Below are 16,134 nucleotides of genomic sequence, written 5' to 3'. Positions count from 1 at the left end.
TCGTGAGTGGGCGCAACGAGCGACAGATCGGTCACTCCCTGCATGCGACCACACGAGCAGGCCCCCCGCCATGGGCCCCAGGGCCCAACGGAGGGCTCAAATCCCCTTCAGCACACCAGAGTTGATCCGACCAACCCGACTCACGCCCCGCCGCCCGCCACCTCGGGGGCGCCGGCGGACCAGAAGTCGGAGTGGATGTTGGGGCGGGGGATGAGCTCCATACCCTCGTAGAGGGGCGCCGTCGCCTGGCTGGTGGAATCCAGAACTTCTGACTTCTGCACACAGGGTGTGTCCACCTGAAAGAATGCTTGCCCTTCCCCGCCAATGCGCAGGCTCACGCGGTAGCCGTCATCGGTGCGCGCGTAAACGGCTGGGAACTCAGAACTGTTGTTCACTGCGGTCATTCGATACCCGCTCTTACGCCAGTACCGATCAACCAGTCCGAGAAAACTACCTCGCCGCCCCTCGGAAATGTCCGTCATGACAACGCGCCTCCGTGTCACCTCGCACGCCCCCGTTGAAGTAAAACCATGAGTCCAATGAACCTCTGGGCGAATCTCCCGAAGCACTGCGTCAAGAATCACATCAGAACGCACTGCGGCACCCTGCATGTCCACACCGCCACCCCCCTTCTTTGTGCATCCCATCGATACAGCGCCAGCCAAGAAAACCAATGCCAGCATCCATAGCCGCAACTTCATCGGGGCCGCTCCTGTTTGACCTCGTGCCCGCGTCCAGCAGCGATCAACGCGATGCTGCCGGCGGAGGATGAGTCCATCTGTGGATCGAAGTACTGTGAATGAGCATCGAGTGAGAACAGTGGCCCCGGGTCCGCCTCGAAGCGGCGACCACCGAATTCCTCGCTAGCCGGGTTCGTACCAAACCAGAGATCGTCACCACTGCCGTTCACCAAGTTCGTCAACAAGGAACCGGGCGGGCCCATGGCACGACCCATGCCCGAGATCACCGCATTCTCGCTTGCCGGAAGTTTGGTCACCACGTCGTTCTCTGCTGCGCCCACGTACACGTGATCCCTTCCCACTCCAAGATCCTCAGCCCGGTCGACACCCACGCCAGGACTGCCGACCAAGACAATGTCCGTCACACCAGGAATTCCACCCCCCTCCTGCGTCGCCGCTCCGACTGTTCGCGACCCATACGAATGTCCAATAGCCGTGAGGTTCGGGTCAGCATGATCGTTCGATGCCACTAGCCCAGCCATGAATTCGTTGAACGCGTGACCACCGATCTCCGCACGCCCAGATCCGGCGACAGCCAAACTGCTCCATCCATCCGGGCTCTGCGGGGCGTCATAACCCAGCCACGTGATCACGGCACTCGAATGATCAATATCTCGAGCTGCGCCAGCAGTGTCACGCGCCCGCTTGAGATCCCCCTCGGCGAACCCCATGTCCAACGACGTATTCAACCCCGGCACATAAGCCGCCACATTCCGCGAGGTATCCGGGTTCCCGTACGAGACGATCGCCCGGCCGTTGCCCTGGTCTCCGATGCCGAGCAGGTACATCGGGGGCTCCCCCGGTTTCGTCCCCGCTCGTAGTTGCCGGTCGATCTCCCGCAGCGCGGCGAGCTTGGTCTCCGCGTCGTCGTCGCCGTGCAAGCCTTCCAGCTTTCCGATCAGCAGTTGCAGGTTGTCGCGGTTCGCCGCGTCCCGTACCAGGGCCGGAATGCCGTCCAGATTGCCGATCCGGTCCGGGTACACCGCGAGGTACTCCTCGCGCTGCTCGTCCGTCAGGGCCGCCCACCACGCCTTGCGCTCGGCGGGGCTCGCGTCGTACGGGATGGCGTCCCGCAGGTAGTCGCGCGCCGCCTGCCGTACCGCCGCCGCGTCGGACGCCGCGTCCGTCCACGTCACCGTCGAGACGCCGAGGCCCTCCTGCGCCTTCAACGACCGCAGGATTCGGGCGTACCGCCAGTCCGCGTCGGCCGCCGTCCGTACGGCCTGCGCCACCCGGTCCGCGATGTCCTGGGCCTTGCCCGCGTTCGGGTTGGGCGCGACGAGCCCCGAGGGCGTGACCATGCCCGGATTCGGAACCCCGGAGGCCGTGCCGCCCGGGAGCGGGCTGCCGTCGACCAGGCCCTCGCCCGCCGCCGGGTACGTCACCGATCCGTCCGCGTGCACCGTGAACCTCAGCGCGTTCGCATCGTCCAGCGCGCCCTGCAACACCCGTTGCTGGGCTCTGATCTCGTGGGCCAGGCTGTTCAGTGCGGTCCGGAGCAACCCGCACTCCGTGTAGATGTACTGGAAGTTCGCCCCCAGCCTGCGCAGCCGCCGCACGGCCGCGTCGGCCGCTTCTCCCTTCTGCGTTTCGCGCAGGCCGGGCAGGAGCTGGCCCTCGACCCGGTCGCGGGCGGCGTCGGCGCGGTTGCTCACCCGTCCCCAGCCGTCCGCCGCCCCCTCCAGCTCGGCGCACCTCACCTCACGCAACGCGGCCCAGGTCAGCGCGGAACCCGTACCGCCGGCCCGCCCGCTCACCGCGCGCCGCCACCGCTCGGCGCCACGGAGGGTGTCCCGGAAGACGCCTCGGGAGGTGTCGCGGAAGGCGTCTTCACGCTGTCGAAGCCGCTCTTCACCGCCTCGTTGGACCGGGCCTGCCCCTGGACGGCCGCCCGCAGGTTCCCGGCGAGGCTTCCGCACTCGCGGCGCGCCTGTTCGATCCGGCGTTCCCACGAGGCGCGGACCGCCCCCAGTTCGGCCAGGGAGGAGAGGGCTTGGCCTCCGGCGACCAAGCCCCTGTGCGCCGCACTCAGTTCCGCCCTCACCGGACCGAGGTGCGCCACCAGCTGGTCGGCGCCGTCGGCGGCCCGCAGCCAGGGGCCGCGGCTGTGCCGGAGATCGCCGCCCCCTGCCGTCCCCGGCCCCGGCACGCCCGTCGGCCCCGGCACACCCACTGCACCCACGGGCCCCACCGGCCCCAGCGGCCCCGCCGGTCCGGTAGGCGGCCACAGACGTCCCGAGCCGTCGTCTGGCTGCCCCACCACGGTCGCTCCACCCACGCCGCTCACCCCGTTCTCTCGATCGTGGAGCGGCACTGTGCCAAATCCCCGCTGTTCGCCATGCCATACGTCAACGCGCCGTGCGCCGGGCTCCGTACGCACCCGGCCCCGTGGTTCCCGGCCAGGTGAACCGGGGGCGCCGTTCCTCCGGGGCCGTGCGGTTCACCCGAACGAAGGGCGGCCGGCCCGACGCTCCGCACCACCCGGGAGCCGGAGGCCGTGCCAGGCGTCCGCCACCCGGTGGCCGCCCCCGTACGGGGTCCTGCGGTCAGGCCCGCATCCCCCCGCGCGGCGGAGGCCCCGTCCCCGACCTCGTACCGGAGAACAGCGCTTCCCGGGACAGAAGCTGACGACCGGCCACCTCACCGCGACCACGATGGAACGCATGCGAACCCGCGAGCGCCAACCGGCCGGACCCGCCCCCGCCCCCACACCCGTTCCTTCGACTCCGCCCTCGCCTCCGCCTCCGTGGGCGGTCCGCGCGGCGCAGTTGGTCCCGCTTCTCGGGGCCGTCACCCTCTCCTGCCACCGCCGCACGCACCCGCGTCGCCATCGCGCGCTCCCCCGAATCGAACGGGTTGCCGACCGGCGCACCGAGGGCTCTCGAACGGCGCATACGAACACGCCGTGCTCCGCGAACGCTGCGACCGCCTCGGGAACCCATGGCCATCGTCGTTGCTCCTGGTCACACCCCGTGATACACAGAGTGACCAGGTGTGCGCAGGGAGAGGGGGACGAGCCGCAGGTCAGGGTGCCCGCCCCGGTCAAACGTGCGAGTTCCGGGTAAAGAGACCCCGGAAGGCGTCGTGCGAGCGCGGTTTCATCAGCGAAGATAGAAGGCGACCCGTGTCGGCCGGCACGGGCAGCGAACTACCCAACAGGGGCGGTGACTTACATGATCCTGGCAGCAGAGAAGGGCGACATCACCACCATCATCGGCGGAATCGCTCCGGACTGGGGGCCGTTCGGGACGCTGGGCAACGAGGCGCGCATCATGATCGAGGTGGTGATGGCCATCGCCATCCTCCTCTGCCTCGGCATCGCGATCTGGGGCGCGGCCAAGCAGCGGATCGGCGCGACGGCGCTGCGCGACACCTTCAGCGCGGAGCAGGGCAAGGGCCTGATCGTGGCCGGGCTGACAGGGGTCTTCATCATCGGCTCCCTGGGGACCTTGTTCACCATCGTGTACGGGATGGCCGTCTGACCCGCCGTCGACCATCCCGCTCCGGGCCGTCCCAGCCCGCTCCCCACCGTCCGCCCGTCGTGCCCACCGGCTGAGGTCGCGTTTCCCTGATGTCGAGTCACCCCACCGCGTTCGAGCGGCAACCAGCACAGCCGGCGCCGTCCTGCGCGGATCCGCACACGACCGAGGGAGCAAACGCGGCATGAGCCCCGGTGACGAGCACGACTACCGCTCCGCGGACCGGGGAGGGCGCTCGGACGACCCGTACAGCACCCTCGGCGGCACACGGCAGACCCGCACCCGTCTGCCCGACAGCGACGCGGGCCATTCCCAGGCCCGCCGACCGGCGCGAGCCTCTCGTTCCTTGGTGATGATCGTCGGCGTCGTGGTCCTCCTCATCGCCGCCATCGCCTTCGCCAATCGCGGTGGCGGCGCCGACGACGAGGGGTCCCCGGGCGCCAAGGGCCGCGAAAGCGCGGGAAGCGCCCCCACCGCGCCCACCGGCACCAAGCCGGTGCGGGGCAGGAACGGAACCATCGCCTCCGGTTTCGCCCGGGACGAGCAGGGGGCGCAGAGCGCGGCGGCGAACTACGCGGTGGCGCTGGGGTCGGTGGAGATGTTCACCGCCGACACCCGCCACGACATCATCAAGGCCACGCACGACCCTGCGGTGGTGCCGAAGCTTCAGTCCGACCTCGATGCCGCCTATTCGCCCTCCTTCTATGCGAATGTCGGCCTCGAAAAGGACGGGACCCCGCCCGCGGGGCTCACTTTCGTCTCGAGGACCGTGCCGGTCGGCACCAAGGTCGTCGAGGTGAACGACGGCGCGGCCACGGTCGAGGTCTGGTGCACCGGACTCGTCGGGCTGGCGGGGGAAGGGGCCACCAAGCCCGTTACCGGTACGTGGTTCACCCTCACACAGAAGCTCACGTGGGCCGGCGGGGACTGGAAGATCTCCTCGTCGAGCCAGTCGGAAGGACCGACGCCGGTCAACGGGGACAACCGTGCTTCGACAGCTGACGAGATGGCAGACGCGATCGGCGGATACGGAGGCTTCACCTATGCCCGATAGCCAACGGTTGCGCAGGCTGAAGCTGAGCGGTGTCGTAGGCGTCCTGCCTGCGCTCGTGATGGCAACGGCCCCGCGAGCAGTCGCCGACCCGACGCCCACGCCTTCGCCGAGTGGGAGCGACAACCCCTGCGACCTCATCGTGGGTCTCGCCCGGGACTACTGCGAGGACGGCGAGAACGCCCGCAGCAGATCCACCGCTCCGCTCACCGACGACACCCTCGACCCCCTCTCCTCCCTGGCCCGAGGCTGCGCCGACGCCGCCTCCTGGATCGTCGGCAAGCTCAGCGATGCCGTCGAGTCCACGGCGAACGTCGACTTCACCAACCCCAAGTTCCTCCAGCAGTACGCCGTCATCTTCGCGGCCTCCACCATCCTCACCCTCGTCCTCTGGCTCCTCGCCGTGGCCAAGCGCGCCATCCGCGGCGTGCCCCTCACCACCGCGATCTCCGAGGCCGTCGGGTTCCTCTGGCTCACCGTCCTCGCCTCGGCCTTCACCCCGCTGATCCTCTACACGGTCGTCTCCGCCACCGACGGCGTCACCGAGGCCATCGCCTCCGCCACCGGCGGCCAGACCGACGTCTTCTTCGGCTCGTTCGCCGAAGCCCTCGAAAAGGGCGAGGACATCGGCGGCGGCCCGATCATGCTGATCGTCGTCTCCCTCGTCTCGATCCTCGCCGCCGGCATCCTGTGGCTGGAACTCGTCATCCGCGCCGCCCTGCTCTACGTCGGCGCGCTCCTCGGGATCGTCGTCTACGCCGGACTCGTCGACAAGAACATGTGGGGCCACGTCCGCCGCTGGGCCGGCATCATGATCGCGGTGATCATGGTCAAGCCGGTCATCGTCATCGTCCTCGGCCTCGCCGGAGCGCTCTCCACGGGCGACGGCCCCGACGCCTTCTCCGCCGTCGTCTCCGGTCTCTCCATCATCCTGCTGGCCATCTTCGCCTCCGCCATGATCTACCGTTTCGTCCCCGGCTTCGGCGACGAGATCCAGGGCGCCCGCACCAACCGCAAGCAGGCCACCGACGGCTCGCAGGCCGCCGCCCTGATCAGCTCCCCGGCCGCCCTCGTCTCCCAGGGCATCAAGACCCACAGCGGCCGCACCGACCAGAACAGCGGCGGAGGCGGAGGCGCCCGCCCTGCCAACCCGGCCAGCGGAGGCGTCGCCGCCCACAGCTCCCGCACCTCCGGCGGGGGCGGAGGCGGCGGATCGGCCGCCCCCTCGCCCCGCAGCGGCTCCGCGCCCACCTCCGGGACACCCCACAGCAGCCGCTCCTCCCGAGGCGGAGGCGGCTTCGGCACCACAGGTAACTCGAGCACAGGAGGTGGAGGACGTTGACCACCCCGTCCCACACGATGGCGCCCCGCCGCACCTACCTCATCGGCCGCGCCCGACCGAACGCGATCATCGGCAAGAACCGTGAGACCGGCGAGATCGCCCTGATCATCGTCGGCGCGTTCCTCGGCATGATGAGCGGGCTCCTCGTCCCGGTCCTCTCGATGCGCATCGTCTGCCTCGTGGGCTTCCCGGCGCTCGCCCTGGCCGTCGTGTACGTCCCCTACAAGGGCCGCACCTTCTACAAGTGGTTCGAGATCAACCGCAGCTTCAAGCGCTCCCTGCGCCGCGGCACCGCCTACCGCTCCGGCGCCATGGAAGCGGGCATCAGCGCCGCCGGCCGCGAGGTCGAGATCGGCCCGCCCCCCGGCATCGGCCGGATCAGCTGGCTCGCCGCCCCCTTCGGCCCCGACGAGATCGCCGTGCTCCTCCACGCCGACCGGCGCACCGTCACCGCCGCCATCGAGATCGAGGGCCCCGGAGTCGGCCTCCGCGACAGCGAGGACCAGGAAGCCCTCGTCGACCGCTTCGGCACCCTCCTCAAACACGTGGCCAACGGCGACGGCTTCGTCACCCGCCTCCAGATGCTCGCCCGCACCCTCCCCGCCGACCCCGACGCCCATGCCAAGGACGTCGCCCAGCGCGGCGACAAGAACGCCCCCGGCTGGCTCCAGGACTCCTACGACCAGCTCCAGTCCATGGTCTCCACCTCCAGCGAGCAGCACCGCGCCTACCTCGTCGCCTGCATGCACTACAGCCGCGACCTGGCCGCCGAGGCCAACGCCATGGCCCGCGCCGCCCGCCCCCACGGCGGCCGCAAGCTCGACCGCGACGCCGGTCTCGCCGTCGTCATGGCCCGCGAGCTCACCGACATCTGCGCCCGCCTCGCCGAGGCCGACATCCGGGTACGCCAGCCGCTCGGCCAGAGCCGGCTGGCCTCCCTCGTGCACTCCATGTACGACCCCGACCACCCCATCGACCACATCCAGGCCATGACCAAGCGCAACGCCTGGCCCGCCGAACTGGACGCGGTCGAGCCCACGTTCCTCCAGGCCAAGACCCGTGAGTCCACCACCCGGGCCCCCTGGTGCCACGCCACGGCCTGGGTGAAGGAGTGGCCGATGACCCCCGTCGGCGTCAACTTCCTCGCACCGCTCCTCGTCCACACCCCCGACGTCATCCGTACCGTCGCCGTCTGCATGGACCTCGAACCCACCGAGGTCGCCATCGAACGCATGCTGACCGAGAAGACCAACGACGACGCCGAGGCCAGCCGCCAGGCCAAGATGAACCGCACGGTCGACCCCCGCGACATCGCCGCCCACGGCCGGCTCGACCAGCGGGGCGAGGACCTCGCCAGCGGCGCGGCCGGGGTCAACCTGGTGGGGTACATCACGGTGTCCTCCCGCTCCCCCGAAGCCCTCGCCCGCGACAAGCGCACGATCCGCGCCTCCGCCGGCAAGTCGTACCTCAAGCTGGAGTGGTGCGACCGCGAGCACCACCGGGCCTTCGTGAACACGCTCCCGTTCGCCACCGGCATCCGCCGCTGACCCGGGGGCCTCCCCAGCCACCGGCCCCGCCCGCCCCCGCCCCACCCCGTCCCGCTACCGCCCGCAGACCGGCTCCCCACCACACCACGGCAACCAGCACCGACGCCCGTGGGAAGGCGACGCCGCCCCCCACCCCGACGAACCACCCACCCGCGACAAGAAACAAGAGAGGGCGCCCCCACCATGCGAGACCCCCTGTCCGCATTGTCGGATGCCTTCACCTCCTTCCTCTTCGGCAAGGTGGAGACGACCCGCCTCCCCGTCCGTACGTCCACGGGCCAGGCCCAGGCCGTCTACCTCCCCACCGCCGCCCCCGGCCTCGGCGACTCCGGCGTGATCATCGGCCGCGAGGTCTACAGCGGCAAGGGCTACATCTACGACCCCTTCCAGCTGTACGGGCAGCAGCTTCCCGCCCCCCACTGGCTCGTCCTCGGCGAGTCCGGCAACGGCAAGTCCGCGCTGGAGAAGACGTACGTGCTGCGCCAGCTCCGCTTCCGCGACCGCCAGGTCGTCGTGCTGGACGCCCAGGGCGAGGACGGCGTCGGCGAATGGAACCTCATCGCCCAGGAGCTGGGCATCACCCCCATCCGCCTGGACCCCACCGCCGCGCTCAACGGGGGCATCCGCCTCAACCCGCTCGACCCCTCCATCACCACCACCGGCCAGCTCGCCCTGCTCCGCACGATCATCGAAGTCGCCATGGGCCACGGCCTCGACGAACGCTCCGGTTTCGCGCTGAAGGTGGCGCACGCCTTCGTCACCACGACCATCACCGACCGCCAGCCGGTCCTGATGGACATCGTGGAGCAGCTGCGCCACCCCGAGCCCCGGTCGGCCGAGGCGATGAACGTCGACATAGACGACGTACGGGCCTGGGGCCTGGACGTCGCCCTCGTCCTGGACCGGCTGGTCGACGGCGACCTGCGCGGCATGTTCGACGGGCCCACGACCGTCGGCATCGACCTCGACGCCCCCCTCATCGTCTTCGACCTCTCGCACATCGACCGCAACTCGATCGCGATGCCGATCCTGATGGCCATCGTCGGCGTCTGGCTGGAGCACACCTGGATCCGGCCCGACCGCAAGAAGCGCATCTTCCTGGTGGAGGAGGCGTGGCACATCATCAACTCCCCCTTCGTCGCCCAGCTGTTCCAGCGCCTCCTGAAGTTCGGACGCCGGCTCGGACTCTCCTTCGTCGCCGTCGTCCACCACCTCAGCGACGTCGTGGACGGGGCCGCGGCGAAGGAGGCCGCCGCCATCCTCAAGATGGCCTCCACCCGCACGATCTACGCCCAGAAAACGGACGAGGCCAGAGCCACCGGCCGGGTCATCGGCCTGCCCCGCTGGGCGGTCGAGATCATCCCGACCCTCACCCCCGGCATCGCCGTCTGGGACGTCAACGGCAATGTCCAGGTGGTCAAACACCTGATCACCGAGGCCGAACGCCCCCTGGTCTTCACCGACCGCGCCATGACCGAGGGATCGACGGACGACCGGCTCCCCGAGGACATCCGCGCCGCCGAGCTGGAGGCGGAGCAGCGGGCGGCCCGGATCGAGCACCAGCAGCGGATGAACGAGTCGTCCCAGTCCACGGTGGCCTGACATGGCACGTCACCCGGCACGGGGCCGGGGCCCGGCCCCGTACGACGGACCCGGGGGGCACGGGGGCGGCGGAGGCATCCCGGACGGCCTGCTGATCGGCCTCCTGGGCCTCCTCCTCGCCGCCACCCTGGCCACCTGGACGGCCACCGGCCTCGCCGGCCTCCTCGCCCACGGGAGCTGGCCGGACGGCGTGTCGTTCACTCGGGCCCCGCTCGCCCTGCGCGAGCTGGCCACCTCCCCCCAGGACCTCGCCGCGGCCTGGCCGGAGGCGCCCCGGACCCAGCTCTCCGGACACGGCCTGTTCTGGGGCCTGTTCATCGGCGAACTGATGGTGCTGCTGGTCCTGACGGTGTTCACGGTCGGCGTCGTGGCCCGCGGCCGAGCCGTACGGGAACGCCGCCGCGAGGAACGCGCCGCCGCCCGCGCGATGCCGGCCCCGGCCACGCGGACGACCACACCGCTCCCGCCGGCCGCGACGGAGACCCCCGGCGCCGCCCCGGGCCTCCCGGCGACCGACCACCCCGCCCCGCACGCGCCCGCCGCCCCGCACGCGTACGAACACGTACCGACGCCGACGCCCGCGCCCCCGCACCCCTCCGCGTACGCCCCCGCGCCCGGGTACGCGCCCCCGGACGCAGACCGGCCGCCGCCCCCCGCCCCCGGGAGCGCCCCCTCCCTCCATCTCCCCTCCCCCCGCACCTCCCTCCTCGTCCACGCCCCCGCCGCCGACCGGCGCCCCACCGCCGTGCGGGCCGTCCACGACGCCGAGGGCCCCGCCGTCGTCGTCACCTCGGACCCCACCGTCTGGGCCGAGACCAAGGACGCCCGCGGCAAGCTCGGTCCGGTCCTCGTCCACGACCCGGGCCATCTCTGCGACACCCCGGCCCGCCTCCACTGGTCGCCCACCTCGGGATGCGAGCTGCCCGACACCGCCGCCTCCCGCGCCGCCGCGCTGCTCGCCCCGGTACGCCCCCGGGCCAGGATCGACGCGGCGGTCGCCGACACCGCGCAGACGCTCCTCCAGTGCTGGCTGCACGCCGCCGCGGTGGACGGCCGCCCCTTCCGCCAAGTCCTCCGCTGGGCCTCCGGATCCGGCGCCCACGAACCGGTGCGCCTCCTCCGTACGCACCCCAAGGCGGCCTCCGGTCTCGCCGGGCTGCTGGAATCCGCCCTCACCGCCTATCCCGAACGGCGGGAGCTGGCACAGGAACTGACGGTACGGGCGTTCGCCGCCCTGTCCACGGTGCACATCCGCGAGGCGTGCACGGCGAACCGAGCCGATTCCCTCGCGTTGGATTCTTTTGCCGCCGAAGGGGGAACGCTCTACCTGGTGGGCGAATCCATCGAGGATCCCCGCTCCCGCCCCGGCGCGATGCCCCTCCTCACCGCGCTGGCCGCAGACGTGGTCGAGCACGGCCGCCGCATGGCCGCACGGTCACCCGCCGGCCGGCTCGACCCACCAATGACGTTCGTCCTCGACGACGTCGCGGCCGTGGCGCCCTTCCCCCGGCTCCCCGAACTGCTGGCCACCGGCCAGGACCACGGCATGCCCGCCCTGGTGCTGCTCCGCTCCCGGGAACAGGGCCGCGCCCAATGGGGGGACCGGCTGCGCCCTCCCGCGCCGGGCGTCGGATGACCTCTTCCCGGTCTTCGCGCCTCCGGCCGCCCTACCCCTCCCGCTCGATGACGTACTCCAGCTCCTGCTCGCCCCGGTCGCCCGGGGCCGCGATCCGCCGACCGGACGGGGCGAAGCCGAACTTCCGGTAGAAGGCGGCGGCCCTCGGGTTCTTCTCGTGCACGTAGAGCCGCACCCGCTCCATCCGGGGCGAGGACAGCGACCACGCCCACGCCACGGCTTCCTGGAACAGCGCCTCGGCCACCCCGGTCCCCCGGACCTCGGGCCGGACGAACACCGCGACCAGGTGCGCCTGGTCCACGGCGACCGCCTCCCCGAACCGCACCGGGTCGTCCGGGCTCTCGACGAGCACGGTGACCGTCCCCGCCCAGGCGCCCTCGGGCGACTCGGCGACGAACTGCCGGACCCGGCCGCCCCCGTCCTCGGCGGCGTCGGCCGTACGCCCCTGCCAGAAGGCGTCCGGTCGCCCCACCGCGTCCTCGTACGTCTCCAGGAACGCCACCGGGGCCGCCGGATCCCTCAGAGCGTCCAGCCGCAACTGCCGGGCCCGCGGCCATTCCTCGGCCCGCACCCCACGCACCACATAGTCCATGTCCTGATCTTCGCCCCCGCCCTCCGCCCGTTCAACCGACTAAACCCGCCGCCACCGGCCCCCGCCGGCGCACCGCGCCACCCCGCACCGCAGCGGGGGCGGTCCCCGTCGTCGTACCCCGGTACTACCGCCCGCCCCACGTCCCACCCCCGGTCGGACGCCCCCGTCCCGCCGGCTCCGTAGCGTCGAGCGCATGATCAGAGCCCACGGCCTCACCAAACGGTACGGCGGCAGAACCGTCGTCCAGGACCTCGACTTCACCGTCCGCCCCGGCACGGTCACCGGCTTCCTCGGCCCCAACGGCGCCGGAAAGTCCACGACCATGCGCATGCTGCTCGGCCTCGACAGCCCGACCCACGGCCGCTCCACCGTCAACGGGCGCTCGTACGCCGCCCACCCCGCGCCCCTCACCCGGGTCGGCGCACTGCTGGAGGCCCGGTCCGCCCACCCGGGGCGGACCGCGTTCCACCACCTGACGGCCCTCGCCCACACCCACGGCATCCCGCGCCGCCGCGTCGAGGAGGTCATCGACCTCTCCGGGCTGACCGGCGCCGCCCACCGAAGGGTCAAGGGTTTCTCCCTCGGCATGGGCCAACGGCTCGGCATCGCCGCCGCGCTCCTGGGCGACCCCGCCACCGTCCTCCTCGACGAACCGGTCAACGGCCTGGACCCCGAGGGCGTCCTGTGGATCCGCACTCTCCTCACCTCGCTCGCCGCCGAAGGCCGTACGGTCCTCGTCTCGTCCCACCTGATGAGCGAGATGGCCCTCACCGCCGACCACCTGATCGTCATCGGTCGCGGGAGGCTCCTCGCCGACACCACGGTGGCCGAACTGGTCCGCTCGGCGGGCGGGGCGTCCGTCAAGGTCGTCACCCTGCGGGCGGCGGAGCTGACCACCCGCCTCACGGCCCCCGGCGTGACCGTCACCGCCGCCCCCCGCGGCCCCGCCGTCGACGCCCCGGACCACGAACTGCGCGTCCGGGGGGCGGACGCGGCCCACATCGGGGCCGTCGCCGCCGCACACGCGATCCCGTTGCACGAACTCACGCCGCAGACCGTGTCGCTGGAGCAGGCGTTCATGGACCTCACCCGGGAATCGGCGGAACACCGCCCGCGACGACAGCCGCGGCCCTCGACCGCCCACACCCCCACCGGAGCCGCAGCATGAGCACGACCCGTCCCGCACCGCGCGTGGCGCCGATGCCGCCGGCCCCGCCGTACCGGATCACTCCGGCCCGCGTCCTGCGCTCGGAGTGGCACAAGCTCCTCTCCCTGCGCTCCACCTGGATCACCGTCGTCCTCGCGGTCCTCACGGTCCTCGGCGTCGGCCTGGCCATGGGCGGCGCCTACACCTCCGGAGGCGGCGACTCCGATGTCGACACCGTCGTCCTGACGCTGTACGGCAGCATGCTCGCCCAGCTCTTCCTGGTCGTCCTGGGCATCCTCATGACCGCCGGCGAGTACGCGTCCGGCACGATCCGCTCCTCGCTCACCGCCGTGCCCGCCCGGCTCCCCCTCCTGTGGGCCAAGGCGGCGGTGTTCGCCGCGACCGCCTTCACCGTCATGTTCGCGACGGGGCTGGTCACGTTCACGGCGGCCCAGGCGTTCCTCCACGACACCGACCAGGCGGCCTCGCTCACCGGTCCGGGCGTGCTGCGCGCCGTGGCGGGCAACGCTCTCGCGCTCACCCTGACGGGGCTGCTCGCCCTCGGCCTCGGGGCCCTGCTGCGCTCCGTCCCGGGTGCGATCGGAGCGTTCATCGCCGGGGTCATGATCCTTCCGGAGATCCTCGGGACGCTTCCGTACGACGTCGTCGAGCGCGCCGTCGAGTACTTCCCCACCCAGGCCGCCGGAGCCCTGGGTTCCGCCACCCCCATCCCGGGCACCGCCTCCCCCGGGCCCGCCCTGCTCGCCCTGTCCCTGTGGGCCGGTACGACACTGGCCGCGGCGGCGGTGACGCTGAAGCACCGCGACGTCTGACCCACGAGGAGGGCGACCACATGAACACCCGGAGGCGCGACCGGCCCGGCCCACAGGCGAGCGACCCCGTACGCGCCCGGGCGGGCGTTCCGCCGAAGGCCCGGGGCGCCGACCCCCCGACCCCTCCCCTCACCCGGATCGTCCAGGGGGCCCTGGACCGGCTCCGCGCGTTCGACCGACGCCGTCCACGGGTCTGGGACGCGGCGGTGACCGGCTTCTGGGTGGTGGCCGCGGTGCTCGACTACACCTCCGGCGGCTGGCGGACCACCGCGCACGAGGACGTGACGGCCCCCGACCACCTGGTACTCCTGATGAGCCTCGGGTTCTCGTTGCCGCTGCTGTGGCGGCGCACCCACCCTCTGGCCGTCGTCCTGCTCATGGCTCCGATATCCCTCGTCAACGTCTGGACGGGGGCCGTGGTGCAGGCTTCACTCCTCCAACTGGTCCCGGTCTTCCAGACCGTCCTGCGCTCCTCGTTCCGTACGGCCGGGGCGGCGGCCCTGCTGTTCGTCGTCCCGGTCCTGTCCGCCGGCGTCCGCCTCCCCTCCGGCTGGGGCCAGGAAGTGGTCTCGTACGTCTGGGGCCTGGTCTTCACCGTGCTGCTGGGCGTCGCGGTACGCACCCGGCGCGAGTACACCGAGGCCCTGGTCGAGCGGGCCCACCGGCTGGAACACGAACGCGACCAGCAGGCCCGCCTCGCGGCCGCCGCGGAACGCACCCGCATCGCCCGGGAGATGCACGACATCATCGGCCACAACCTGTCCGTCATCACGGGCCTCGCGGACGGAGGCACGTACGCGGCCCGCAAGAGCCCCGAACGCGCGGGCCAGGCGCTCGAAGCCATCGGCGCCACCAGCCGGCAGGCCCTGTCCGAACTCCGCCGCCTCCTGGGAGTCCTGCGCGACGACCACCCCGACGCCGAACGCGCCCCGCAACCGACGCTCGACGAACTGACGCTCCTCCGCGTACGCAGGGCGGGCCTGCCCGTGCGCCTGGAGCTCCACGGCGAACCGGAGCTCCGGGCGCTCACCCCGGGCCGCCAGCTCACCGTGTACCGCGTGGTCCAGGAGGCCCTCACCAACACGCTCAAACACGCCGTCCCTTCCCCCGCGGCCGTGCCGGAGCCGGGAGCACCCGGCACCCCCCACCGGCCGCCCCTGTCCGCGACGGTCGCCCTCACCTGCACCCGCACCCACCTGGACGCCCGCATCACCGACACGGGCACGGAACCCGGCCCCGGGGCCGGGGCCGGGGCCGGGCCGTCCGCAGGGAGTGAGCAAGCCCCCGCCCCGCCGCAGGGCATCATGGCCATGCGCGAACGCGCCGCGCTGTACGACGGCACCCTCGAAGCGGGCCCGCTGCCGGAACGCACCGGGTGGCGGGTACAGCTCCGCCTTCCTCTGGAGGACACGCACCCGTGACGACCGTACTCATCGCCGACGACCAGCCCATGCAGCGTTTCGGCTTCCGCATGCTGCTGGAGAGCCAGGACGACATGACGGTCGTCGGCGAGGCCGGCACGGGTGACGAGGCCGTCCAGCTGGTCGCCCGCCACCGCCCGGACGTCGTGCTGATGGACGTCCGCATGCCGGGTCTGGACGGGATCGGGGCGACCCGCCGCATCATCGCGTCGGGCGCCCCCAGCCGCATCCTGATCGTCACGACGTTCGACCTCGACGCCTACGCGTACGACGGTCTGCGCGCGGGCGCCAGCGGCTTCCTGGTCAAGGACGCCCTGCCCGAGGAACTCCTCGCCGGCATCCGTGCCGTGGCCGCCGGCGACGCGGTGGTCGCCCCGACCCTGACGCGCCGCCTGCTCGACGCCTACGTCCACCACCTCCCGGCCGTGCCCGGCGCCCCGGCCGCCTCGGATCCGCGGATCTCCGCACTGACGGAACGCGAACGGGAGATCCTCACGGTGATCGGCCAGGGCTGGTCCAACACGGAGATCGCGACCCGCCTCCACCTGGCCGAGTCCACGGTCAAGACCCACGTGACCCGCATACTCGCCAAGACCGGCGCGAGGGACCGCGTACAGGCGGTGATCCTGGCGTACGACACCCGCCTCGTCACCCCCGTGTGATCGGCCGCATGCGCGACAGAAAAGCGGAAGACCGGGCTAGTGGCCCGGTCGGGGAAGAATGGGTGGTGAACGCAGGAAAGCC

General features: G+C 71.8%; 14 protein-coding genes. 10 read left to right on the top strand and 4 right to left on the bottom strand.

Annotated features, from left to right (window positions below; genetic code table 11):
- Positions 1-140: 140 nt before the first annotated feature.
- Genes AMK24_RS24415 through AMK24_RS24405 form a run of 3 tightly spaced genes read right to left on the bottom strand, consistent with a single transcriptional unit; the run spans position 141 to position 2,922 of the window.
- The gene (locus AMK24_RS24415; protein WP_073771160.1) at positions 141-647 is read right to left on the bottom strand and encodes a hypothetical protein; all 507 of its coding nucleotides are present in this window, start codon (positions 645-647) and stop codon (positions 141-143) included.
- A gap of 50 nt (positions 648-697) precedes the next feature.
- Positions 698-2,497 (bottom strand): alpha/beta hydrolase, encoded by a 1,800-nt coding sequence (locus tag AMK24_RS24410; RefSeq protein ID WP_073771016.1) that lies wholly within the window; start codon positions 2,495-2,497, stop codon positions 698-700.
- Positions 2,494-2,922, bottom strand: a complete 429-nt coding sequence (locus AMK24_RS24405; RefSeq protein ID WP_079190622.1) for a hypothetical protein — start codon at positions 2,920-2,922, stop codon at positions 2,494-2,496. Before AMK24_RS24405 ends, AMK24_RS24410 begins: the two co-directional genes overlap by 4 nt.
- A gap of 991 nt (positions 2,923-3,913) precedes the next feature.
- On the opposite strand from AMK24_RS24405, the gene AMK24_RS24400 reads away from it, so the two are divergent.
- From AMK24_RS24400 to AMK24_RS24375, 6 genes are all read left to right on the top strand, one after another.
- Positions 3,914-4,222, top strand: coding sequence for a hypothetical protein (locus AMK24_RS24400; protein WP_003968086.1), 309 nt, complete (start codon positions 3,914-3,916; stop codon positions 4,220-4,222).
- 181 nt (positions 4,223-4,403) lie between these two features.
- Positions 4,404-5,273 carry a hypothetical protein gene (locus AMK24_RS24395; RefSeq protein WP_073771014.1) on the top strand — a complete coding sequence of 290 codons (870 nt, stop codon included), beginning with the start codon at positions 4,404-4,406 and terminating at the stop codon, positions 5,271-5,273.
- A complete protein-coding gene (locus AMK24_RS24390; protein ID WP_073771013.1) occupies positions 5,263-6,612 on the top strand; it encodes a hypothetical protein in 1,350 nt (449 codons plus the stop codon). Before AMK24_RS24395 ends, AMK24_RS24390 begins: the two co-directional genes overlap by 11 nt.
- Positions 6,609-8,159 (top strand): SCO6880 family protein, encoded by a 1,551-nt coding sequence (locus tag AMK24_RS24385; protein ID WP_073771012.1) that lies wholly within the window; start codon positions 6,609-6,611, stop codon positions 8,157-8,159. The genes AMK24_RS24390 and AMK24_RS24385 overlap by 4 nt, the downstream gene beginning before the upstream one ends.
- 183 nt (positions 8,160-8,342) lie before the next feature.
- Positions 8,343-9,761 carry an ATP-binding protein gene (locus tag AMK24_RS24380; RefSeq protein ID WP_073771011.1) on the top strand — a complete coding sequence of 473 codons (1,419 nt, stop codon included), beginning with the start codon at positions 8,343-8,345 and terminating at the stop codon, positions 9,759-9,761.
- Position 9,762: 1 nt separating this feature from the next.
- Positions 9,763-11,397: a type IV secretory system conjugative DNA transfer family protein gene (locus AMK24_RS24375; protein WP_073771010.1), complete on the top strand. Its 1,635-nt coding sequence runs from the start codon at positions 9,763-9,765 to the stop codon at positions 11,395-11,397.
- 31 nt (positions 11,398-11,428) lie between these two features.
- Here AMK24_RS24375 and AMK24_RS24370 read toward each other — a convergent pair whose 3' ends face one another.
- A complete protein-coding gene (locus AMK24_RS24370) occupies positions 11,429-11,989 on the bottom strand; it encodes a GNAT family N-acetyltransferase (RefSeq protein WP_073771009.1) in 561 nt (186 codons plus the stop codon).
- A 193-nt stretch (positions 11,990-12,182) separates the two neighbouring features.
- Between AMK24_RS24370 and AMK24_RS24365 the strand changes: the two genes are divergently transcribed.
- The 4 genes from AMK24_RS24365 to AMK24_RS24350 are packed head-to-tail and all read left to right on the top strand — an operon-like array spanning position 12,183 to position 16,052.
- A complete protein-coding gene (locus AMK24_RS24365; RefSeq protein WP_073771008.1) occupies positions 12,183-13,157 on the top strand; it encodes an ABC transporter ATP-binding protein in 975 nt (324 codons plus the stop codon).
- Positions 13,154-13,969, top strand: a complete 816-nt coding sequence (locus AMK24_RS24360) for an ABC transporter permease (protein WP_073771007.1) — start codon at positions 13,154-13,156, stop codon at positions 13,967-13,969. The genes AMK24_RS24365 and AMK24_RS24360 overlap by 4 nt, the downstream gene beginning before the upstream one ends.
- A 20-nt stretch (positions 13,970-13,989) precedes the next feature.
- Positions 13,990-15,390 (top strand): sensor histidine kinase, encoded by a 1,401-nt coding sequence (locus AMK24_RS24355; protein WP_073771006.1) that lies wholly within the window; start codon positions 13,990-13,992, stop codon positions 15,388-15,390.
- Positions 15,387-16,052, top strand: coding sequence for a response regulator (locus tag AMK24_RS24350; protein WP_073771005.1), 666 nt, complete (start codon positions 15,387-15,389; stop codon positions 16,050-16,052). Before AMK24_RS24355 ends, AMK24_RS24350 begins: the two co-directional genes overlap by 4 nt.
- The last annotated feature ends 82 nt before the right edge of the window (positions 16,053-16,134 follow it).

It is taken from the genome of Streptomyces sp. CB02366 (genome assembly GCF_001905905.1).
GTDB lineage: Bacteria > Actinomycetota > Actinomycetes > Streptomycetales > Streptomycetaceae > Streptomyces.
The sequence above is the reverse complement of the archived record's forward strand: the minus strand, read 5'-3'. Positions and strand labels throughout refer to the sequence as shown.